Source organism: Flavobacterium xizangense, assembly GCF_054075145.1.
The window spans coordinates 736,717-758,548 of record NZ_JBSIPG010000002.1; the positions used below are offsets into that span (position 1 = coordinate 736,717).

Genomic DNA, 21,832 nt, shown 5'->3' on the forward strand with positions numbered 1-21,832 from the left:
CTTAACCAAAAAGTGGCTGTTTCACAATGTGAAATAGCCACTTTTTCTTTTAAAAAAACTTAGAATCTTAGTACCTCAGCTCATTAGACCCTTTAGTTGTAATTTTGATAAATTGGCAATTTCAAACCAACATACAAATTACAAGCTTTAGAAGTATTCGAAAACAAATTAGAAATCAACGAGCCTGAACCGACAAATAATGGACCTGCTCTAAAACCAGTTCCAACTTGTGTTCCGCTATATTCCATGTAGGTTACCGGAATATAAAAACTGAATTGTCTGGTTTCATATCGTGGTGTAAACGTAACCGAACTTGCGATTGCAGTTCCGTTTACCGTTTTAGCATCAACCAAACTAAAATCAGTACTTAAATTCAGGTAGAATTTATTGTCGATATTCCAGTCAAAATTGGTGTGCACTGCCGTTGGTAAATTTGCTTTTACGCCTGTTCTTGATGAAACTTTTGTGTAATGTGTATCAAAGAATTCAAAAATATTTTCTGCATTATCAATATCAGCCTGCGATACTCTTCCCGCAAGGTTATAAGTATTTTCTACAATATTTTTATAATTGATTTTTCCGATGTCTGTTACAGAAGCTGCGACCTTAAATTTATATCGGTTTCCAATACAAGTATGGCAATTTGTGCGGTATTCATACGTAAAACCCAAATCAAGCCCTACGCCTGCCGAAGCGCCATCAAACTTAGGATCATTTCCGTTTTGATAATCATAGCTTGCAGCGGTTTTTAAAGTTCCTGTTGACAAATATTGGCTCAGCTCTGGGCTGGCATTGTTTTTAGTGAAAGCCACGCTCAAATCATTTCCGTTGATATACCCGTTAACACCAGCCATTAAATATTTAACCGTCAAACCACCTTTTATAAAGTGATCGTCTTGATCCATTAAAACTGTAGCATAACTGGCACCAATTTCGGCCCAGGAATTACTTACCCCATTCGGATTTCCGCCCTGAATCAGGAAACTATTCGAAACGTCCAGATCTTTACTTACTTCATCAATCAACTTACCATTTACATCAACAAGACTTGTAATGCTCCGCACGCGTGAATAAAGCGCAATACTATGAACGGGCGTAATGTTCAGTGTAAAAGATGGTCCCATAATATCGACATTCAAATTCCCACGGTTGTTTGTTTTAATGTTTTTGCTGGCGTCAGCCTGAATATCATAATTTCCGTCTAAAACTTCAGCAAAATTAAATCCGTACAAATCATTTTGTCCCGTTGCGCTTGCTGCGAAAATCGTAACATCCGATTTGTATTTCGAATCTACAATTGCTGATGGATTAAACAACACGCCCTGAATTCCTGCATAATTGTCATCCCTGAATCCAAAATAAGATTGCGATCGCGCATAAAAAAAGCTTCCAAAGAAGCAAAATAAAAGTAAAGTTCTCTTCATAGATTATTTTTAAACTGGTTGGTGGTTTGTTTATACTTTCGATCAAAAAAGCAGACAAATATTAACAAAAAAAGGACAAAAAAAAACTTGCCAATCTTGACGATTAGCAAGTTTTTTTTTGAGATTCTAAGGCGCTAAGTTTTTAAGTGACTAAGTTTTAACAAAAACTAATATTAATCTTACTACATTAAAACACATTGTAGTAATTAACTTGATTTCAAATAAAGAGCTTAAGAAAATTCTCTAAACACTTATTAACAATTTAATCTCATAAATTTAACAACTTATCGAAGAAAAAAATCAAAAAATCAAAAATCTAAGAAGGTTCTTGCATTTTTCTATAAGTGGCTAAGGTTCTAAGATGCTAAGGTTCTAAGCTTTCTTTTCTTTGTCTTTGTTTAAAAGGGGCTAAGGTTCTAAGATGCTAAGGTTCTAAGTTTTCTTCTCTTTGTCTTTTTTTTAAGACGCTAATGTTCTAAGCTACTAAGGGACTAAGTTTTCTTCTCTTGGTCTTTTATAAAAGGTGCTAAGGCTCTAAGTTACTAAGTTTCTTCTTCTAGCCATTTTTAAGCATAAAAAAGCCGAACAAAAGTTCGGCTTAAATATTTATGTTCAAAGAAAAAAACTTAGTCCCTTAGCAACTTAGTATCTTAGTACCTAAGAAGTTTACGTTAGTAAACTTCTGAAGCTTCTTTCAATTTCTCCATATTGTTTACCAATTGAAGTTCGGCAACAATTTTCTGAATATCACCATTCATGATGTTTCCTAAATCGTAAAGAGTCAAACCAACTCTATGATCGGTTACACGACCTTGTGCATAGTTGTATGTACGGATTTTTGCCGAACGGTCACCAGAGCTTACTTGAGAACTACGTTTTGTAGCATCTTCCTCTTGTTTTTTCGCCAATTCCATTTCGTACAAACGAGAACGTAAAACGATTAAGGCTTTATCTTTATTTTTATGCTGTGATTTCTGATCCTGACATTGCGCCACCAAACCTGTTGGAATGTGTGTTAAACGTACCGCCGATTTCGTAGTATTTACCGATTGTCCTCCAGGTCCTGACGAACAGAAGAAATCTACACGAACATCGTTCATATCAATTTGAACATCAAACTCTTCTGCTTCTGGTAAAACCATAACAGTAGCTGCCGATGTATGCACACGACCTTGCGTTTCAGTCTGCGGAACACGTTGTACACGGTGAACTCCCGCTTCAAACTTCAAAGTTCCGTAAACATCCTCTCCAGAAACCTCAAAAATAACCTCTTTGAAACCTCCCGAAGTACCTTCGTTCATATCCACCACAGATGTTCTCCATCCTTGTGACTCACAGTATTTAGTATACATTCTGAATAAATCCCCTGCAAAAATACTCGCTTCGTCCCCACCCGTTCCGGCACGGATTTCCACCATAACATTTTTAGCATCTTCAGGATCTTTAGGAATCAACATAAATTTGATTTCCTCCTCTAGTTGAGGCAAGCGTTCTTTTGCTTCGTCAAGTTGCATTTTGGCCATTTCCACCATATCTGCATCACTACCGTCTGCAATAATTTCGTTTGCTTCGTCAATATTTGCTAAAACAAGAATGTATTCTTCTCTCTTTTCAACCAGTGCTTTTATGCTTTTATATTCCTGGTTAAGCTGCACATAACGCTTTTGATCAGCAATAACATCCGGCTGAATAATCAAATCCGAAATCTCATCAAAACGCTGCTTTACATATTGAAGTCTATCTAACATTTTCTAATTCCTTTTATTTGGACGGCAAAATTACGAAATTTTTGTGGATTATTCTAGTGGTTATTTTTTGGGGATTTTAAGTTAAATATTTAGTGGAATTATAATGATTTTTAGGAGCTATTTCCTGCTATCCGCTATATCTTTTTAGGCAGAAAGTTTACGGTTTCAATGTAGATGTTTTCGTTTGCCTAAAAAGGATGCCGCTGCTATCAGGGCTAGGGGAATTGTTTTCAAAAGAAGATTTTTTGAGTTTAAACATTTATTTATCTGTCAAATCAGGTGTTTCTACGTGATGTTTAATTTAAATTAAGTACGATGTTTGCTTTGTTTAAAATATCAATTGTTTTATAATCTTGTTTTATTTAAAAATTACGTTTTTCCGTAATTTAATTGACTTTAAAGAAATTAGTTTTGACAATATTAAACGACAAATAAACATTATGATAAAATTCAATAAAATATTAATCACTTTTCTATTAATCTTAACTGTATCTATAAGCTATTCTCAAAAAGAAAAAACAAATTCTGAAACCAGACAATTTATTGATAATGCAGAAATAACCCAGATTAATAAAGATTGGAATGTCAAAGCAGAATTTCGATCCGGACTGGGTGAAATAGTTTCTTTCTTCCCAGTTGAGGCAATTGATTTGAAATCAAATAAAAGTGTTAAATCATTGCAAATGGATATGACTGTCATATATCAAATCGCAGGTAGAAACTACAACTACTTTAAATCTTCTTGGATTGATTTAAATGAAGTTGATGAGTTTACATTATTTATTGAACAATATGTTATTCCAAATCTAAAAGATAAAACTGAACAAAAACAATCTGTTACATATATTTTCAATTCAAGAGAAATTACATTCAGTTTTTACATAGAAAAAAGCAACAGAAGAATTTCTATTTATTTAAAAGATAATGGTTCTACTGATAATGAACATTATTTTTGGACGGAATCGCAAGTAAATAAAATCCCAGAGTTACTTAAAATGTTGAAGGAAATTAAATAATTTTTTAAGTAACAAAAAATTTGCCCTATCGCGCAGATATATCTCTACAGTTCGTTAGCGCGAATTTGCAATCCGTGCCCGCAACAGCAAGACGCAACACAAATCACCAAAACAAAGAGAAAAAACCAATCTTTGCGGGCACGGATTGCAAATCCGCGCTAACGGAAATAATATTGCACATAGTCCAATAGTGCGGTTTGTAATCCTTGCCCGAAAAAGTAATCCACAATAAAAATCATCAAATACAAAAGCTACAAAATATCATGTAGCTTTTTTTATATTTACAGAAAAACAAAAAAGCTTTTCTATTTATGGAAAACAAATTCATTCGTTATGACAAATTAAGCAAATGGAATATTATCACTGTTAGTTCTTATTTATTAGTTTCTTTTTTCTTGCTGCCTTATTGCTTGCTAAAGAAAAATAATCATACCGATCTATTATTTTTCTATGGAATGGGAACTCAACTTTTTATTTATTTTTTTCAATATCGAGCGCTCCGCAACTTCAATTATTTTTTAATTTGGATTTTGATTGGAATAATACATTTTTTTATTTTCATCGGCATTAAAGATGATCCGCAATTTGCATTGGCACATGGAAATGCTGTTCTTGGATTAAGAAATACCATAATTTCTTTAGCATTGTTTCAATTTTTAAGATTTATGAGTCTAATAATTCAAGACAAAGAATTTGTTGTGCCATCAAAAGGCAGTAGTTATGATCTGTTTTTTGAACGAAAGCTTACGATAATTGACGTAATTTGCTTTATTATTTTTATGGGTGTAACAATCTTTTTAATACTATAATGTTATAATCATAAAATGTAATTATATAGCGACCCTCGGAACTTAAAATAATTTTGCTAAATCCAAGATAGAATTTAATTTAGTCCAAACCATTGGCGATATTTAGAGATAACATATAAACAAATCAAGATTATGACACTAATTGCAATTTTCTTTCCGTTTGCTTCTTTCTTTTTTAGAGGAAGAATATTAACTTCTATTATTTGTCTGATCTTGCAAATCACTTTAATTGGCTGGATTCCTGCGGCGATTTGGGCTGTCATTTCTTTGCAAAATTCAAGAGCTGATAAACGCAATGAAAAATTAATTAAAGCGATGAAAGCCAAATCTTAAAACAAATATATAATAAAAGATAGTTTTTTTGAAACCTATTTATAAAAAGCAAATAATATGGATTGGACCGATAATAAGACATTATTAGAATATTCAAAACGTACACCATGCAAAGAAATATTTCAGGCTGTGTGTGATGAACTTGGCACACATTACCAAGCAAAAGGCTTTAAATATTCTCGGTCTCAAAAAAAATTAACGCTCGAAAAAGACGATATAAAACTGGAAATTTCATTTTGGTCAACCAAGAGTAATACGCCAGGCAAATCGGTTTCGTTTGAAATTTTACCCAGTTTTTACTCTAAACAGTTGGTTAAAACGAGCAATATAAACGGGATTCTATTTGGACATACGGGTCTTTTTTACCATAAATATACTGACAACCCAAAACAAATACTGGTAAAGCAAATATTTGGAGATGAATTGGAACGAATTGATGAATACAGTAATGAATCAAATATAATTGAAAACCATTACTGCAACATTTACGGAATTGACAAAGAAAAGTTTGACGCTATTGTAAAATTTATTGATGACAAAATTGTTCCCTGGGTTTCTAAACTTGAAACCAACGAAGGAATTTCGGAATTAATAACAAATGCGTGTCCCACAAGAATTGGGTCGTTAAACGGCAAAGGCACGAATTCTGACTTTGTAAAGTACGTTCAACTAAATTTTCCAGATATTGATATCGAAAAAAAACTTGGTTTATAATAAACTTCTCAACAAAGGAAGAAGTTCCTTCTAAGAACAAAAAGTCAGTCCCAAAAGTTTTCGGGACTGCAAAACTACAAATGGGTCTTTTTAATTCGATAAGCAAAGATTTGCTTTAGTAATTTTCAAAGCATTTTTTCTGATTTAGTCTTGTAAATATATCTATCCATCCTACAGCAGTAACAGTTATAAAATATGCTTCCTCAGTTGTTGTTGCTTTGTATTTTGTCGACATGTTCTTTTTTCCTACAAAAATAAAAAGTATAGTGGAAAATTTTACTTTTTTATTTTTGGAATAGTTAAGGAATTACTGTGTGGGCAAAGATTGCAATCTGCGCCATCGTTGCTGAGGTAAATCCGCGCGATCGAGAGAAATTTTAGGTTTTAAAACAACTCAAAGAATTTTGTCTTTGAGTTGTTTTTTATGTTTTTGTAAACCTATTCCAAGACAAGACAGTGAGAAATTTTACTTTTATTTATAGGCTTTGAAGGAATCACTTTGCGGGCACGGATTACAAATCCGCGCGATCGTTGCGTATAAATCTGCGCGATCGGGATTACAAATCCGCGCTATCGTTGCCGAGGTAAATCTGCGCGATCGGGATTTTGAAACCATACTAAACAAACAACCTGATAGCTTTTGTTTCTATATTTACAAAGCATAAACCAATCTTTGCGGGCACGGATAATAAATCCCCGCCTGAAATAAAAAGTTAGCAATGAGAATCCAATAATTAGCAATTAAATGAACCTAAAAAACCATCCTTTTTTCAAAAAATATAAATATGTCAAAATTATATTATTAGTTCATTTCATATTTTCGCTTATTGTTTGTGTTTCAATGCTTGTGCATGGCATTAAAGACAATGATATTTTAGGAACTTTTGAAAAAGCTTTTGATAATCATAAAGCTTTTAACAATCCTGAAAAATACCTCAAAAAAGAGTTGTTTGTGATCGATACCGTTTTTATTGACATAGAAACATCTTCTAGTCAGGGAAAATCTACTTCTAGAGATATTACAGTAATTAGAGGTAATCTATTGCATTCTGCAAAGAAAAAAGAATTACGATTTACAGGAATGAATTTTAACTTCTTTCATGACACTTACATTGTAAACGAAAATATAAAACCCATTAAAGTGTGGCGAAATACAATTAATGATGAAGTTTTTTTAGGAAACGAAAAAGAATTTGAAAGAGCAAAAACTAATGCTGTTTCGCATATATACTTTTATTTTTCTATCATTCCGCTTTTTATTATTCTGCTAATTTTAAAAAAGAAAACATAAAAATAATCTAGTAAACCAAGAGTAACTTATAAAAACACGACCCGACCACGCAGATATATCTCTACGATTCGTTAGCGCGGATTTGTAATCCGTGCCCGCAACAGCAAGACGCAACACACATCACTAAAACAAAGAGAAAAAACCAATCTTTGCGGGCACGGATTACAAATCCGCGCGATCGTTTCTGAGATAAATCTGCGCGATCGGGTTTGGATTTACGAAATAAGGATGAAAATTTAGATCCGATGATTAATAATTAAAATGGAATATCATTTTTACAATGCTGAAACAGAGATTTTATATAAACTAATTTATGTTTCAAAATCACGCCACAACACATTCCATATTTTTTTCTTCCATGATCTTCATATCGATTATTTTTTGAGCTACAGTTCCTCTTTCAAATAAACGAATGAATTTAAAAACAGAGCTAGCAAAATACCCAGGATTCGAAACCAATCGGGCGATTTCTGTTATTCTTTTGTCTCTTACTTGTGTGCAAGCTTCTTTTTCATTTTCTGGAACTGCTACAAATTCGGTGGCAAATTTCCATGCCCCATTTCTCGCGGTTTCCATGCTAAAATCAATAAAGAAATTATCTACTTTACCCGTAAATTTTAATATCCACGTAAGTGTTGGCCAAATTTTGATCAGGCATTTTTCGACACTGCCAACCAAATTGCTGAGAATGAAGTTTATCTTATCAAAATCAGCTTTTAAATCTTCAATGTCTTCAACTGTACTGACTTCTGCCGAAGCAATTCCTAAATCGAGGTTAATATGAGCGTTGATTCCGAGCAATAAATGCTGCAAAACTATAGGCCAAAATTTTTCGGCTTGTTCAAAAGCAAATGCCCAGCATTCAGATGGTTTTTCTTTGGCTTGGTACTGATAATATGCTTTCAAATACCGATTAGCGAAAATAACATCCAATTTTTCCATTCGCTCGCCATTTTGAAATGAACCAGCCAAAATACCTTCTTTTATTCTTACTGTAACTTCTCGATATAGAATAGCAAATAAACCTAAATTGCTTTGATCTATTTTTGATTTTTCTATTATTTCATCTAATAAAAAAATTACTTCATCTATAGTATCGGCTTGTTTCATACTCATTCAGAATTGGTTGCGGTTAAATTGAGAAGAACGAATTTAATTATTTTTATCGTCTCATGAAGTTAAAATTAAATGTAGGTAACTTTTCGATCGATCGAAACAATATCTTCAGGCTGGTTTTTACAAAATATTCTCTTCCTCATCTTCAGAGTTAGAAACTTTTTCTTACTTTTGAAATTATACAAACCACATTTTCAACATTATACAATGTTATATTTTCAAGAATAGCTTATAATTCCAAAACCTCAAAAAAAGCAAAATATGATTAAAAAATCCATTTTATCTGTTTTAGTTGTTTTACTATTGGTTTTAAATTCCTGCAAACAGGAACCAAAAGAAACACCTGCTCCATTACTTGACGTGAAAACTTTCTTCAAAAATGGAGAAAAAAGCTCTTTCCGAATTTCGCCAGACGGAAATTATTTCAGCTATCGTGCCGATTACAAAGGAAAAACCAACATTTTTGTTCAAAAAGTAAACGACACTAAAGCTGTTCGTGTAACAAACGATACTTTACGAAGTATTTTCAATTATTTCTGGAAAGGTGACCGAATTGTTTATGCGCAGGATGTGGGCGGAGACGAAAATTTTCAACTTTTTTCGGTAAAAGCAGATGGAACTGACTTAAAAGCTTTAACGCCTTTTCCGGGCATCAGAAGTGATATTACAGATGCTTTGATTGACATTCCAGGAAAAGAAAAAGAACTGATTGTACAGATTAATAAAAGGGTGAAAGAATACTTTGATCCTTATATTTTAAATGTCGAAACCGGAACTTTGACATTGCTTTACAATAACAAAGAAAATTTTGACGGCTGGGTCACAGATAATAACGGAATTATTCGCCTGGCTTCAAAAACAGATGGTGTAAACATTACGTGGAACTACAGAAACTCTGAAAAAGAACCTTTTACACCTTTGATTACGACGACTTTCAAAGATATTTTTACGCCAGCCTCTTTTGATAAAGACAATAAAAATATTTACGCGCTGAGCAATATCGGAAAAGATAAAGTGGCTCTGGTTGAGTACGATCCTGTTGCCAAAAAAAATGTAAAAGAACTTTTTTCAGATAGCAAATATGATTTAGACGCTATTAACTACGATCGAAAAAAACAAGCTTTGATTTCTGTTGACTGGGAAGCCGAAAAACAAGAAAAACATTTTTTTGATAAAGATTGGGAAGCAATCCAAAACAATCTGAAAAAACAAATTGAAGGCTACGAAACTGAAATTGTAAGCTACGATGATGCCAGAACAAAAGCCATTGTTTGGGCTGGCAACGACAGAACTCCAGGGAAATTTTATTTATACGATTTCAAAACTTCAAATGTAAAAGAAGTTGCTGATCCTTATCCTTGGATTAAGGAAAATCAAATGAGCCACATCAAACCTGTTACGTATAAATCAAGAGATGGTTTAGAAATTCACGGTTACTTGACGCTTCCATTGGGAATTGAGCCTAAAAATCTGCCGGTTATCATTAATCCGCATGGCGGACCTTGGGCTAGAGACGGCTGGTATTTCAATCCGGAGGTTCAGTTTTTGGCCAATCGCGGTTATGCAGTTTTGCAGATGAATTACAGAGGAAGCACAGGTTACGGAAAGAAATTTTGGGAAGCCAGTTTCAAACAATGGGGAAAAACAATGCAAGACGACATTACCGATGGTGTTGAATGGCTGAAAAAAGAAGGTATCGCCGATGAAAACCGAATTGCCATTTACGGCGGAAGCTACGGTGGTTATGCAACACTCGCCGGAATCACTTACACTCCAGATTTATACGCCGCAGCCGTAGATTATGTGGGCGTAAGCAACTTATTTACATTTATGAACACAATTCCGCCTTACTGGAAACCCTATTTGCAGCAAATTCATGAAATGGTGGGCGATCCTAAAAAAGACAGTTTATTGCTAGCCTCTGCATCTCCAGCTCTGCATGCCGACAAAATAAAAACGCCTTTATTCATTGCGCAAGGAGCAAACGATCCAAGAGTAAACAAAGCCGAAAGTGATCAAATGGTCGAAGCACTAAAAAAGCGCGGTGTAGTTGTTGAATATATGGTCAAAAATGATGAAGGCCACGGTTTTAGAAACCAAAATAACCGTTTTGATTTTTATGGCGCTATGGAAAAATTTCTGGACAAACATTTGAAACAAAAGAAATAAAGTATACTTAGTTTTGAAAAATATAAAAGCTGCAGAGAAATATTTTTTCTGTGGCTTTTTTTATTTCGCAAAAAAAAAAAATCAATCTTTGTGTATCAATCCAATGATTAATAATCAAAAAAATGATATCACAAATAGGAATTGAAGAGTTTCGAAAAAGACTTAAACAAAACACTAAATTAGGCAATCCAAAAATTAGTGGAAGTCCTCTGCATGCATTTAACCTGATTGGAGAAAAAGATAAATTGTTTTATGGCTATTCAAATCAAAATGATTTTAAGATTACCAAAAATGCAATACTACATCCTATTCCATTTATTTTAGAAGGAAAAATTAAATCTAAGAATCTAAACCAAACCGAAGTATCATATGAAATAATCCCTATTAAATTTGGATATTATTGGATTCGTTATTTTCCTATTATCGTATTTATTTTATCCAATACTGTATTTATTATTGAAGAATCACCTTTGTTAGTTTTTTTGATATTCAATACGCTTAATATAATTTTTAGTTCAATTGCTAATATAATGATGAATTACAAAAAGAGAAAATTTGAAAAGAATTTCAAAAGAATATTTGAAATAGATAATTAATCAGAAGAAAACAAAATTTTTGGTTCATTCTGATAGTAATGAGAATTACGAGAACAAAGTAAAAACCTTTGTCCCTTTGTCCCTTAGAACCTTTGTCCCTTTCCAAAAAAATTCCCTAATTTCGCCCTCCAACAAGAAATGAAAAAATGAAGGTCTGTATTGCTGAGAAACCGAGTGTAGCACGTGAAATCGCATCCGTTTTGGGTGCCAATACCAAGCATGACGGATATTATGAAGGCAATGGTTATGCTGTGACCTACACTTTTGGACATTTATGTACGTTGAAAGAACCCAACGATTACAAACCGCACTGGAAAAGCTGGGATTTGAACAATCTGCCAATGCTTCCTGAAAAATTCGAAACCAAAGTCGTTCAGAATTCAGGAATCCAAAAACAATTTAAAATCATTAAAAGTCTTTTCGACAAAGCCGAAGTGGTAATAAACTGTGGGGATGCCGGACAAGAAGGAGAATTGATCCAGCGTTGGGTCATGAATGAAGCGCATTATAAAGGCGAAGTACAGCGCTTATGGATTTCATCCTTAACAACAGAAGCTATAAAAGAAGGTTTTGAAAACTTAAAACCCTCAACAAATTACGATAATTTATTTTACGCCGGATTTTCAAGAGCCATTGGTGATTGGCTTTTAGGTATGAATGCAACGCGTTTGTATACCGTAAAACATGGCGGTTATAAACAAGTTTTGTCTATCGGACGTGTGCAGACGCCAACACTGGCGATGGTTGTAGATCGTTTTAGAGAAATCGAAAACTTCAAACCACAACCGTATTGGGAATTACAAACTTTGTACCGAGAAACGCTTTTTAGTTATGAAGAAGGACGTTTTTTAAACAAAGAAGACGGAGAAATTCTAGCCGAAAAAGTAAAAGAAAGTGATTTCGAAATTGTTTCAGTTGATAAAAAAAACGGAAACGAATATGCGCCAAAGCTTTTTGATTTAACGGGATTACAGGTGTATTGCAATCAAAAATTCGGGTTTTCGGCAGAAGAAACGCTGAAAATTGCACAGACTTTATACGAGCAAAAAGTAATCACGTATCCCAGAGTTGATACGACTTTTTTACCGGGAGATATTTATCCGAAAGTACCGGGGATTCTGCAGAAATTAACTAATTATGCCGAATTGACCCAGCCCATTTTGGAGAAAAAAATCAAAAAATCGCCAAAGGTTTTCAACGATAAAAAAGTAACCGATCACCATGCCATTATTCCAACTGGAATTCAAAATAATCTGCCATACAATCAGCAACAAGTTTATGATATAATCACAAAACGTTTTATTGCCGTTTTTTATGATGATTGTTTGGTTGCCAACACCACAGTAATAGGAAAAGCAGCCGAAGTAATGTTTAAGGCGACAGGAAAAGAAATCCTGAAAAAAGGTTTCCGCGTGGTTTTTGAAGATCCAAATGCTAAAGAAAAAGAACCGGATTTATTGCCGAGTTTTGTTGTGGGCGAAAAAGGCCCGCATGAACCTTCATTTTTGCAAAAAGAAACCAAACCGCCAAATCAATTTACGGAAGCAACTTTACTGCGCGCCATGGAAACAGCTGGAAAACAAGTTGACGACGAAGATTTACGTGAATTGATGAAAGAAAACGGAATCGGGCGTCCGTCAACGCGTGCGAATATTATTGAAACACTTTTCAAACGTCAATATATTGTTCGAAATAAAAAACAGGTTTTACCCACTTTAACGGGAATTCAATTGATTGATACCATTCAGAATGAATTGGTTAAATCGGCTGAACTTACAGGAACCTGGGAAAAACAATTGAAAGATATTGAAAAAGGTACGTACACCGCCGCAGCATTTATCCGAAACATGAAACGCATGGTTGAAGCTTTGGTTTATGAAGTCCGAAGTGAAACCAAACACGCTAATATTTCTCATGCAGCAACAATCCAAAAACCTGTTGTAAAAGCAGAAAAAGAAAAAAAGAAAACTTCTGGAATAGCAGCTGAAACATGTCCGAAATGCCAAAAAGGAAATCTGATTAAAGGAAAATCAGCTTTTGGATGCAGTGAATATAAATCGGGTTGTGATTTTGTGTTGCCATTTGTTTTTCATGACAAAAAAATTACCGAAAGCCAATATTTACGATTGGTACAAAAAGGTTCAACCGCAAACATAAAAGGGTTTAAAACCGATTCTGGAACTGTTGAAGGTTTAATCCGATTTGAAGAAAACTACAAATTGAAATTAGAGCCGAAAAAAACCGAGAAAAAAGCCGAATCAAAAGAAAGTTCTGATGCTTTGACTTGTCCTAAATGTAAAAAAGGAACCATTCTTAAAGGCAAAACGGCTTATGGTTGTGGCGAATATAAATCGGGCTGTGATTTTAAAGTTACTTTTGATGAAGTCCGAACTAAATTAAAAGATCAAAAACCAACTAAAGAACTGGTTTATAAAATTTTACAAGAAAGCGTTTAAGTCTTTACCGCTAACTACACTAATTTATATTTTTTTTCAATCAGATTTAAAAAGGTTTAAGAAGAAACTCACAGATTTTTGTGTGTGACAAAATCATTTTTATGCTTAAATCTCTGGTAAAACACGTCTCAACTTCAAAAAAAAAATAATTTGTTAAAATTTGTATAATTAGTGACAAACTTTTTTTCATACATTAGTAGTATCAAAATCAAATAAATATGTTTCAAAAAATTACTCTTATTGCTTTAATCATAGCTTTTGTTTCTTGTCAAAAAAAGGAAACTGTTGAAAAAGACAAAATCAAAAAAGCGGATTGGCTAATTGGAAACTGGGAAAATTCTTCTCCAGATGGCGTTCTGTCTGAAAACTGGCAGAAACTAAACGACAGTACTTTCAGTGCATCTTCTTATTTTATAAAAGGAAAAGACACGCTGCATTTTGAAACTATTATTTTGGCTCAATTGGGCGAAACATTAACTTACAAAGCTACTGTAAAAGGACAAAATGAAGATAAGCCTGTCTTCTTCCCTTCGACTTCCGAAACAGATCAAAAATTAGTTTTCGAAAATCCGAAACACGATTATCCCCAAAAAATTACATATACAAAAGGCGCTAGCAATACTTTGACGGCTGAGATTTCCGGGAATTTAAATGGAAAACCAAGTTCTGAGAAGTTTGTGATGACGAAGAAATAACATTTTATCTTAAGCTAAAATATGAGAATTAAAATCCTACTATTTATCAGTTTTTTTGCCGCATTGACCAGTTCACAAGCACAAAGCATTATTGCTAAAATAAATTTTCAGAATAAAAATCTAATATTTGGGAGCTTAAATAACAATTTATATTCCTTCAATAGTGATACAAAAACTACGAATTGGGTTCTTAATTCGGAAAATCCAATTTATAGTTGCGCAGAAATAAAAGAAAATAAGATTTTTATTGGCGATAGCAATGCAATGGTATATTGTATTGGATCAGACGGCAAACAAATCTGGAAAATAAACCTTGGCACATATAACCCTATAGCCCATAAACCAACGCTGATAGATAATAATCTTTACGTTGCGTCTGCATCAAGTTTGTTTGTCCTTGATCCTCGAGATGGTTCAATACTAGGAAAATTCTATGCTGATGCGGCAATTAGCTCTCCAATTTCATATAAAGATAATACGATTTTTATTGCTGATTCGAAAGGAAAAATATATAAATTGAGTTTAGAAGGCGCGTTGATTGAATCGTATCAAGGTGCTTCAGCTGCAATTTTTAGTAAATTAATAATAGACCAAAACAATCTTTTTTTTGGAAGTAATGATATGAATTTTTATAAATTCAATCTGGATGAAAAGAAAATAGTTTCAAAAATTCCAACAAATGAATGGATTTCGTCGACTTCTGTAATAGATGGAAATTTGGTTTTCTTTGGTAATGACGGAGGCTTCTTCTATTGTCTTGACAAAACCAACATGACTACAAAATGGAAGTTCAAAGCCGCGGCAAGTATTCGGACTGAATCGCTTATAGTAGGCAATAAAATTTTCTTTGGAAGCGATGACAAAAACCTTTATGTTTTAGATAAAACTACAGGAAAATTAATCAAGAAATTTTTAGCAAAAGAAAAAATAAAATCAAGTCCGGTACTTATCGAAAGTTCAATCTATTTTGCTGATGAATCTGGTGAAGTCTATAAAATAAGCACCGATTTGACTACAATCAAAACGATTTTTAAGACAGCAGGCGAAACTTCAAATCCATCACCAAAAGTGATTGAAACTGCTAAGAAGTAATTTTTTAAATTGAAAAAAAACTTGTAAAATCCAAAAATAACATCAAAATAGAAACATAGAATAAAAGAACCAAAGGTTCGACAAAATCTTGTAGAGCTGGACTTCAGTCCAGTTTACACAAAGATTATCGACAAAGTATATTTAGCAAAAAAACTTAGCCCCTTAGACCCTCAGCATCTTAGAACCTTAAAAAATCATTCATTCTCCCCGATTTTATTCACCATAAAAATCATCAGAATACCTAAAAGCGCCATTACTAGAAACGCCCATTTCATACTCAGGTATTCAGAAATAAAACCAACCATTGGAGGAACCAATAAAAATCCGAGATAACCAATTGTAGAAATCGAAGTCAAAGCAGAACCACTGCTCAAATTTGATGATCTTCCTGCAATGCTAAATACCAATGGAACCACACAAGAAACCCCAAATCCGATCAACATATATCCAAAAATTGTTGGATAAACATATGGTAGAATAAAACAAAGTCCAAAACCTACTGTAATTAAGATTCCACTATAAAGCAGGATTTTTTTAGTTCCAAATTTCATTACACCATAATCACCAAAGATGCGTCCTAAAGTTACAGCTGTGGCAAAAAACACAAACGCGGCGCTGGTTAATTTTGGAGAAGCTTTTAGTATATTTTCGAAATAAATTCCACTCCAATCGTACATCGTGTTTTCGCAAGCCATAGAAACAAAACAAATCAAAGCAAATTTGACTAAGTTTTTTTCAGGCATTGAAAAGAATTTCTTTTTAACCGGAACTGGTTCATTATGAATACTCATTGGGTAAAAACAAGCTGTAAGCGCCATCATAAAAACACTTACACCCAACAAATGGTGTGCAGGCGAAATATGCTGCGTTACCATTACATACCCCAATCCGGCGCCAGTAAAAATGGCAATACTCCAAACTGCATGGAAACGTGTTATAATCGATTTTGGATATAATTTTTGCACTTCGAGCGATTGTGCATTAATCGACAAATTGAAAATATTTCGGGATGCTCCAAAAATCAAAAGCACAAGAACCAACTGCCATACAAAAGCCACTAAACCAGGCAATGCAAGCACTATATTAAACATAATTGCTCCTAAAAGCATGATGTAACGGCTACTGTATTTGTTCAATAATTTCCCAGTAAATGGCATTGTCAACATCAATCCAATCGGGAAGGCAAATAAAACGGCACCAAACTGAGCCTCAGACAAATGCAATTGCGCTTGTATATGCGGAATTCGGGAAACCCACGAAGAATATCCAATTCCGGAAAGAAAGAAAAAAACCGTGTTGGCTATTCGATATCCTTTAGGCGTATTTTGATACTTTTTTAAGAAAGGTAAAATCATGAAGTCAATTTTCTGATTGCAAAATTAAGGCTTTTAAAATGAACTTCTATCCTTTTTAAAATTTGCCTAAAAAATTTAAAGTCCTCCTCTGTCTTTTAAAACCAATCTTTCTTGTGTTTTATTTTTAATTATTCTAAATAAATTTTAAGTTTGTAAAATAATCCTATTTAATAAATTTAAACTTCATCTTATGAAATCTAAAACTTTAAAAACAATTGCCTTTATATTTTTAATGCTTGTTGCAACACCACAATTATTTGCTCACGCACTTTGGATCGAAACAAAATCAACCGGAACAAAAGGTAAAGCACAGGAAATTTTAATTTATTTTGGAGAATTTTCTGAGAATGATATCACAAAAGCAGACAAATGGTTTTCAGATTTAAAAAATTTCTCATTAGTAGTCATCAGCCCATCAAAAATAGAAACAAAACTTACTTCAAAAGCTTTAGATAATAAATATCAGGCCTATTTCACGCCAGATGAAGATGGTGTCTATACAATTGCAATGCATCACAAAGTAAAAGATGTTTACGGAACAATGGTTTTAGATTATAATTCAAGCGCTACCGTTACAGTTGGAAATGCTGCAAAAGGAAATGAAGCAACGGCTAACTCAAACATCATAAGCTTATTTTCTAAAGATGTTTTAGCGGCAAAACAAAATGCAAAAATAAAGGTGAATGCTTTGTATGAAGGGAAAATTGCCAAAGAGCAAAAAATGAAAGTAATTGCCCCAAATGGTTGGGAAAAAGAATTATGGAGCAATGAAAATGGAGAAGTTTCATTTACACCAATCTGGCCTGGAAACTATATGGTTGAATTCGCTTATACTGAAAAAGCATCAGGAGAACACAATGGCAAAAAATATGATGAAATCTGGAAAATGGCTACATATTTAATTACTGTAAAATAGCCGAACTTTTCTTTTAATCAGAATCCTTACTTCTAAAAACCTCGCTTTTCGGCAAGGTTTTTTTTTATTTTAACATAAAAAACAACTTTAAAAAACACAATTTAAAAAGTTTTTTCTTGTTAATTATTTTTATAAAATATTAACTATAAATAAGTTACAATATTAATCATAATTAATCTAAATAAACTTTGTTAAAGAACTAACACCTGTTTATATTTGCAGAAATTATTTTTAATCATTCTTAATAAAGCAACATGAGATATAATTTACTACTCGTTTTATCCTTTTTAAGTTTTGCATCGTACAGTCAGGATTTTGCAAATGCTCAAGATAATCTTTCTGTAAATGACACGGTAAAAAACAAAAAAGGAGAAATTCTAAATGAAGTAATTGTTACCAAAAATAAAGAGCCAAAACCGGTTACCGCAGTTCGTTCAGGATTAAAACCTATGGATAATCCGCAAACGATTCAAGTAATTGGTTCAGAAGTTATCGAGCAACAACAAGCAATTAGATTAAGCGAAGTTTTAAAAAATGCAAATGGTGTTTATGTAAGTTCTGCACGTGGTGGAGCACAGGAGTCTTTTTTCTCTAGAGGTTATGATATGTCTGCCAATAATATGTTTAAAAATGGATTTCGTTATAATGCAGGTTCTATTCCAGATGTTTCAGGTTTAGATAAAGTAGAATTCTTAAAAGGAGGAGCCGCTTTATTATTTGGAAATGTAGCTCCGGGTGGTATTTTAAATTTGGTTACTAAAACACCACAATTTAAAAGTGGCGGAGAAGTTTCTATGCAAATAGGAAGTTATGCTTATTATAAACCAGCTTTTGATTTTTATGGGCCTCTTTCTAAATCTATTGCTTTTAGAATTAATGGTTCTTATGAAAATTCAGAAAGCTTCAGAGATGTTGTAAAAAACGAACGTTTGTATATTAATCCGTCTTTACTTTTTGTCATCAATCCAAAAACTCAAATTACCGTACAAGGAGATTATTTAAGTGCCGACTGGACTCCTGATTTTGGAACAGGAATCATCGGGAAAGAAATTTTAGATCTTCCAAGAAGCGCTTTCTACGGTTCACTTTGGTCAAATGGAACAACTAAATCTTCAAGTGCATCGGTACTAGTAAACCATGATTTTAATAAAAACTGGAAATTAAACTTCAATGCTTCTCTACAAAATTATGACAGAGGAAGTTACTCAACAGCACAATTATCAGGTTTAGAAACTTATGCAACTCCAGGTGACTGGAACAGAGGTTTAACTAAAAATAAAAACTTAGAGCAAATTTTAGGAGATCAATTGAGTTTGCAAGGAAACTTTAATACTGGATCTGTAAAACATCAAATTTTTACCGGTGCTGATTGGGAAAACTCATTTGCAACAGCTTATACTTATACCTTTAATGAAAAATATGTAATAACAGGTACAAAAAATGGTCAGCCTGTTTATGGTCCAACACTTTATGACACCATAAACTTATTTACCTTTAATCCGGCAAATCAAAGAACGGATGTTCCAACAACTGACAGAGCAACGCAAATTGCAAAAACAGAAACAAATCGATTTGGAGTTTATTTTCAGGATTTAATTTCAATTACAGAAAAATTCAAAGTACTTGCCGGAGTTCGCTGGTCTTGGCAAGAAGCCGAAGTTAGCACTTACAAAGAAACCTTTGCAAATGGAAAACAAACGGTAGCACCAGAGGATGCTGTACCAACTGTTACACCAAAACGTTTAGATAATGCATTTTCTCCAAAAGCTGGATTAGTTTATCAACCAACAAAAGAGATTTCATTATTTGGTAGTTACTCCAACTCTTTTACACCAAACACAGGAACAACTGTTGATTTACAGCCAATAAAACCTTCTATTATTGATCAATATGAAGCCGGTGTAAAAGCAGACTGGTTTAAAGGTTTATTAACAACAAACGTTACTGTTTATCAAATCACAAACAGTAATTTGGCTCAAATGGCGCAATACAAAGCGGATGGAACTGAAAATTTAGATACTAGTATCAAAGTTTTGAGTGGAGAAACTAAAAGTAAAGGAGTTGAAATTGATGTAACAGCACATCCGGTTGAAGGATTAAACATTATTGCAGGTTACAGCTACAACGATATGCGTTATACTAAAACATCTGGATTGACAGGGAGTTTTGTTGAAGGTGATCGTGTAGCAAGAACTCCTGTTAACACAGCGAATTTAAGTTTCTTCTATACATTACAAGATGGTTTCTTTAAAAATGTTTCACTTGGAGCAATTGCAAATTACATTGGTGACAGAATTGGTGGATGGAACAACCAATATGATCCTACTAAACCAGGAGGAATCTGGGATAGAGAAATTCCACTAAAAGGTTATACAACAATCGATGTTTCAGCAGGATATACTTGGAAAAAATTCTCAATTCTTTGCAAATTATCAAATATTACAAACGAACTTAATTACACAGTTCACGAAAATTATAGTGTAAACCCAATTGCACCGCGTCAAATCATGACAAGTTTACGATACAAATTCTAAATTTTTGAATTAGATTTTAATTTGTTAAGACTTTTTCTGCTCTTCATTTTTTGAAAAACAGCAAAATTTTTGATTTAAATTTTACTAAAAACCTCATTTAGCACTAAATGAGGTTTTTATTTTTTCAGAGAGGAAAGTCCTCGTAATTATCTCTATTTTTGTTTTAAATTATCCACTAAAAACAAAACCAAATTCTATGTCAGATTCCAAACAAAACCAATTAAAAAAAACACTTGGATTAAGTTTTAATATCGCAGTATTGATTGGCGGGACAATTGGAGTCGGGATTTTGCGCACACCGGGATCTATTGCCGGATTATTAAATAATTACTGGCTGATTCTTGCTTCGTGGATTTTTGGAGGCTTATATGTTTTATTAGGAGCGAACTCCTACTCAGAATTGGCAACAATGCTCCCAAAAGCAGGCGGATCTTATAATTATATTAAAAGAGCATTGGGTGAATATGCCGGATTTTTGTCGGGATGGTATGATTATATCGTTAATGCTATTCCGCCAGCATTTTACTGCATTGTAATTAGCGAATACGCCATCATTTTATTTCCTGAATTGGCTAATTATTCTACTGTAATTTCGATTTCCTTATTGGTCGCTTTTGTATTGCTCCATTTAAGTGGTGTGAAAAACGGAAGCGTAATTCAGCAAATTACCAGTTTTCTAAAAGTAATTTGTTTTGTAGCTTTAGTTGTAGCTTGCTTTATCTACACTGGAACTGAAATTCCGCCAATCAAGACAGATAATACAATTTTTCAAATTGGACTTGTTTTTGGGTTTTTCAAATCATTACAGCTTATTATAGGAACTTACAATGGCTGGAACGCCGTTTGCTTTTTTGCAGAAGAAAATGATGATCCCGGTAAAAATATTCCGAAATCATTATACAGTGGTGTTTTGCTTGTTGTAGCTATTTATGTTTTAGTAAACGCCGCATTTTTTCATGTTTTGCCAATTGAAACTTTAGCAAAATCGAATCTGGCTGCCGCCGATGTTGCCAAGGTTCTTTTCGGGGAAAGTGGCGCTAAAATCGTAACAGTGATTTCGATTTTCTCTTTAATTAGTATTTTGAATGCTTTTATGATGATTCCGCCAAGAATTTTGTACGGATTAAGCCGTGACGGATTTTTTATTGAAAAAGGAACTCAAGTCAATAAAGGAGGAACACCAATTGTCGCGCTTTTAGTTTCGTCACTTTTCAGCTTGTTTTTAATCTGCATTGGTTCTTTTGAAGTATTGTTTTCTTTTGCCGCTTTTATCTCCATAATCGTTTGGGGACTTGCATATTATTCACTTTTGAAATTAAGAACCACAGAACCTGATTTACCAAGACCTTATCGTTCTTTTTGGTATCCTTGGACAACTATAATAGCAATTATATTTTCGATTGCATTACTTGCGGGATTTATCTACAGCGATCCTAAAAGCTTTATTATTATTGTCGGTATTGCAATAGCTTCTTATCCTTTGTTTCTGGTTTTGAAGAAGAGAAGATAAGTTATTTAATATTTACATGCTATTCTTGTCATTCCGAGGAACGAGGAATCTCCACGAG

General features: G+C 33.4%; 17 protein-coding genes and 1 pseudogene. 13 read left to right on the top strand and 5 right to left on the bottom strand.

All coding sequences use genetic code 11. The features are described 5' to 3' along the window. Nucleotides 1-92 precede the first annotated feature (92 nt). Nucleotides 93-1,424 (bottom strand): DUF5723 family protein, encoded by a 1,332-nt coding sequence (locus tag ACWA1B_RS08840; protein ID WP_456906025.1) that lies wholly within the window; start codon nucleotides 1,422-1,424, stop codon nucleotides 93-95. A gap of 671 nt (nucleotides 1,425-2,095) precedes the next feature. Then, a complete protein-coding gene (gene prfA / locus ACWA1B_RS08845; protein ID WP_035648994.1) occupies nucleotides 2,096-3,172 on the bottom strand; it encodes a peptide chain release factor 1 in 1,077 nt (358 codons plus the stop codon). A gap of 353 nt (nucleotides 3,173-3,525) precedes the next feature. Between prfA and ACWA1B_RS08850 the strand changes: the two genes are divergently transcribed. The 4 genes from ACWA1B_RS08850 to ACWA1B_RS08865 all read left to right on the top strand — a co-directional run bounded on the left by ACWA1B_RS08850 (nucleotide 3,526) and on the right by ACWA1B_RS08865 (nucleotide 6,044). Then, nucleotides 3,526-4,188, top strand: coding sequence for a hypothetical protein (locus ACWA1B_RS08850; protein ID WP_456906027.1), 663 nt, complete (start codon nucleotides 3,526-3,528; stop codon nucleotides 4,186-4,188). A gap of 311 nt (nucleotides 4,189-4,499) precedes the next feature. After that, on the top strand, nucleotides 4,500-4,997 hold the full coding sequence (locus ACWA1B_RS08855; RefSeq protein WP_456906029.1) for a hypothetical protein: 498 nt from the start codon (nucleotides 4,500-4,502) through the stop codon (nucleotides 4,995-4,997). 132 nt (nucleotides 4,998-5,129) lie between these two features. Continuing rightward, entirely contained in the window at nucleotides 5,130-5,330 is a 201-nt protein-coding gene (locus ACWA1B_RS08860) for a YqaE/Pmp3 family membrane protein (protein ID WP_456906031.1), read from the top strand. Nucleotides 5,331-5,387: 57 nt separating this feature from the next. Continuing rightward, on the top strand, nucleotides 5,388-6,044 hold the full coding sequence (locus tag ACWA1B_RS08865) for a hypothetical protein (RefSeq protein WP_456906033.1): 657 nt from the start codon (nucleotides 5,388-5,390) through the stop codon (nucleotides 6,042-6,044). A 133-nt stretch (nucleotides 6,045-6,177) separates the two neighbouring features. On the opposite strand, the pseudogene ACWA1B_RS08870 reads toward ACWA1B_RS08865, so the two are convergent. Then, nucleotides 6,178-6,279, bottom strand: a pseudogene (locus ACWA1B_RS08870) (REP-associated tyrosine transposase); the annotation flags it as partial. A gap of 510 nt (nucleotides 6,280-6,789) precedes the next feature. Between ACWA1B_RS08870 and ACWA1B_RS08875 the strand changes: the two are divergent. Continuing rightward, nucleotides 6,790-7,335: a hypothetical protein gene (locus ACWA1B_RS08875; protein WP_456906035.1), complete on the top strand. Its 546-nt coding sequence runs from the start codon at nucleotides 6,790-6,792 to the stop codon at nucleotides 7,333-7,335. Nucleotides 7,336-7,659: 324 nt separating this feature from the next. On the opposite strand, the gene ACWA1B_RS08880 is transcribed toward ACWA1B_RS08875, so the two are convergent. Then, nucleotides 7,660-8,445 carry a DUF5995 family protein gene (locus ACWA1B_RS08880; protein ID WP_456906037.1) on the bottom strand — a complete coding sequence of 262 codons (786 nt, stop codon included), beginning with the start codon at nucleotides 8,443-8,445 and terminating at the stop codon, nucleotides 7,660-7,662. 267 nt (nucleotides 8,446-8,712) lie between these two features. On the opposite strand from ACWA1B_RS08880, the gene ACWA1B_RS08885 reads away from it, so the two are divergent. From ACWA1B_RS08885 to ACWA1B_RS08905, 5 genes are all read left to right on the top strand, one after another. Next, the gene (locus ACWA1B_RS08885) at nucleotides 8,713-10,620 is read left to right on the top strand and encodes a S9 family peptidase (RefSeq protein WP_456906039.1); all 1,908 of its coding nucleotides are present in this window, start codon (nucleotides 8,713-8,715) and stop codon (nucleotides 10,618-10,620) included. 122 nt (nucleotides 10,621-10,742) lie between these two features. Beyond that, nucleotides 10,743-11,216: a hypothetical protein gene (locus ACWA1B_RS08890; RefSeq protein ID WP_456906041.1), complete on the top strand. Its 474-nt coding sequence runs from the start codon at nucleotides 10,743-10,745 to the stop codon at nucleotides 11,214-11,216. Between the two features lie 146 nt (nucleotides 11,217-11,362). After that, nucleotides 11,363-13,672: a type IA DNA topoisomerase gene (locus tag ACWA1B_RS08895; RefSeq protein ID WP_456906043.1), complete on the top strand. Its 2,310-nt coding sequence runs from the start codon at nucleotides 11,363-11,365 to the stop codon at nucleotides 13,670-13,672. Between the two features lie 218 nt (nucleotides 13,673-13,890). Continuing rightward, on the top strand, nucleotides 13,891-14,367 hold the full coding sequence (locus ACWA1B_RS08900) for a DUF6265 family protein (RefSeq protein ID WP_456906044.1): 477 nt from the start codon (nucleotides 13,891-13,893) through the stop codon (nucleotides 14,365-14,367). A gap of 21 nt (nucleotides 14,368-14,388) precedes the next feature. After that, nucleotides 14,389-15,459: an outer membrane protein assembly factor BamB family protein gene (locus ACWA1B_RS08905; RefSeq protein WP_456906046.1), complete on the top strand. Its 1,071-nt coding sequence runs from the start codon at nucleotides 14,389-14,391 to the stop codon at nucleotides 15,457-15,459. Between the two features lie 194 nt (nucleotides 15,460-15,653). Here the strand turns inward: ACWA1B_RS08905 and ACWA1B_RS08910 are convergent, their stop codons facing one another. Further along, nucleotides 15,654-16,814 carry an MFS transporter gene (locus tag ACWA1B_RS08910; protein ID WP_426485941.1) on the bottom strand — a complete coding sequence of 387 codons (1,161 nt, stop codon included), beginning with the start codon at nucleotides 16,812-16,814 and terminating at the stop codon, nucleotides 15,654-15,656. A gap of 190 nt (nucleotides 16,815-17,004) precedes the next feature. Between ACWA1B_RS08910 and ACWA1B_RS08915 the strand changes: the two genes are divergently transcribed. From ACWA1B_RS08915 to ACWA1B_RS08925, 3 genes are all read left to right on the top strand, one after another. Further along, nucleotides 17,005-17,730 (top strand): DUF4198 domain-containing protein, encoded by a 726-nt coding sequence (locus ACWA1B_RS08915; protein ID WP_456906049.1) that lies wholly within the window; start codon nucleotides 17,005-17,007, stop codon nucleotides 17,728-17,730. A 254-nt stretch (nucleotides 17,731-17,984) separates the two neighbouring features. Next, complete coding sequence (locus tag ACWA1B_RS08920) at nucleotides 17,985-20,264, top strand: TonB-dependent siderophore receptor (RefSeq protein WP_456906051.1); 2,280 nt, start codon at nucleotides 17,985-17,987, stop codon at nucleotides 20,262-20,264. Between the two features lie 196 nt (nucleotides 20,265-20,460). Then, nucleotides 20,461-21,774 (top strand): APC family permease, encoded by a 1,314-nt coding sequence (locus tag ACWA1B_RS08925; RefSeq protein ID WP_456906053.1) that lies wholly within the window; start codon nucleotides 20,461-20,463, stop codon nucleotides 21,772-21,774. Nucleotides 21,775-21,832: the final 58 nt, after the last annotated feature.

Bases quoted from the DNA above. Each gene is read 5' to 3' on its own strand.
- ACWA1B_RS08840 (WP_456906025.1), bottom strand. From the start codon at position 1,424: ATGAAGAGAACTTTACTTTTATTTTGCTTCTTTGGAAGCTTTTTTTAT.
- prfA (WP_035648994.1), bottom strand. From the start codon at position 3,172: ATGTTAGATAGACTTCAATATGTAAAGCAGCGTTTTGATGAGATTTCG.
- ACWA1B_RS08855 (WP_456906029.1), top strand. From the start codon at position 4,500: ATGGAAAACAAATTCATTCGTTATGACAAATTAAGCAAATGGAATATT.
- ACWA1B_RS08860 (WP_456906031.1), top strand. From the start codon at position 5,130: ATGACACTAATTGCAATTTTCTTTCCGTTTGCTTCTTTCTTTTTTAGA.
- ACWA1B_RS08865 (WP_456906033.1), top strand. From the start codon at position 5,388: ATGGATTGGACCGATAATAAGACATTATTAGAATATTCAAAACGTACA.
- ACWA1B_RS08875 (WP_456906035.1), top strand. From the start codon at position 6,790: ATGAACCTAAAAAACCATCCTTTTTTCAAAAAATATAAATATGTCAAA.
- ACWA1B_RS08880 (WP_456906037.1), bottom strand. From the start codon at position 8,445: ATGAAACAAGCCGATACTATAGATGAAGTAATTTTTTTATTAGATGAA.
- ACWA1B_RS08885 (WP_456906039.1), top strand. From the start codon at position 8,713: ATGATTAAAAAATCCATTTTATCTGTTTTAGTTGTTTTACTATTGGTT.
- ACWA1B_RS08890 (WP_456906041.1), top strand. From the start codon at position 10,743: ATGATATCACAAATAGGAATTGAAGAGTTTCGAAAAAGACTTAAACAA.
- ACWA1B_RS08895 (WP_456906043.1), top strand. From the start codon at position 11,363: ATGAAGGTCTGTATTGCTGAGAAACCGAGTGTAGCACGTGAAATCGCA.
- ACWA1B_RS08900 (WP_456906044.1), top strand. From the start codon at position 13,891: ATGTTTCAAAAAATTACTCTTATTGCTTTAATCATAGCTTTTGTTTCT.
- ACWA1B_RS08905 (WP_456906046.1), top strand. From the start codon at position 14,389: ATGAGAATTAAAATCCTACTATTTATCAGTTTTTTTGCCGCATTGACC.
- ACWA1B_RS08910 (WP_426485941.1), bottom strand. From the start codon at position 16,814: ATGATTTTACCTTTCTTAAAAAAGTATCAAAATACGCCTAAAGGATAT.
- ACWA1B_RS08915 (WP_456906049.1), top strand. From the start codon at position 17,005: ATGAAATCTAAAACTTTAAAAACAATTGCCTTTATATTTTTAATGCTT.
- ACWA1B_RS08920 (WP_456906051.1), top strand. From the start codon at position 17,985: ATGAGATATAATTTACTACTCGTTTTATCCTTTTTAAGTTTTGCATCG.
- ACWA1B_RS08925 (WP_456906053.1), top strand. From the start codon at position 20,461: ATGTCAGATTCCAAACAAAACCAATTAAAAAAAACACTTGGATTAAGT.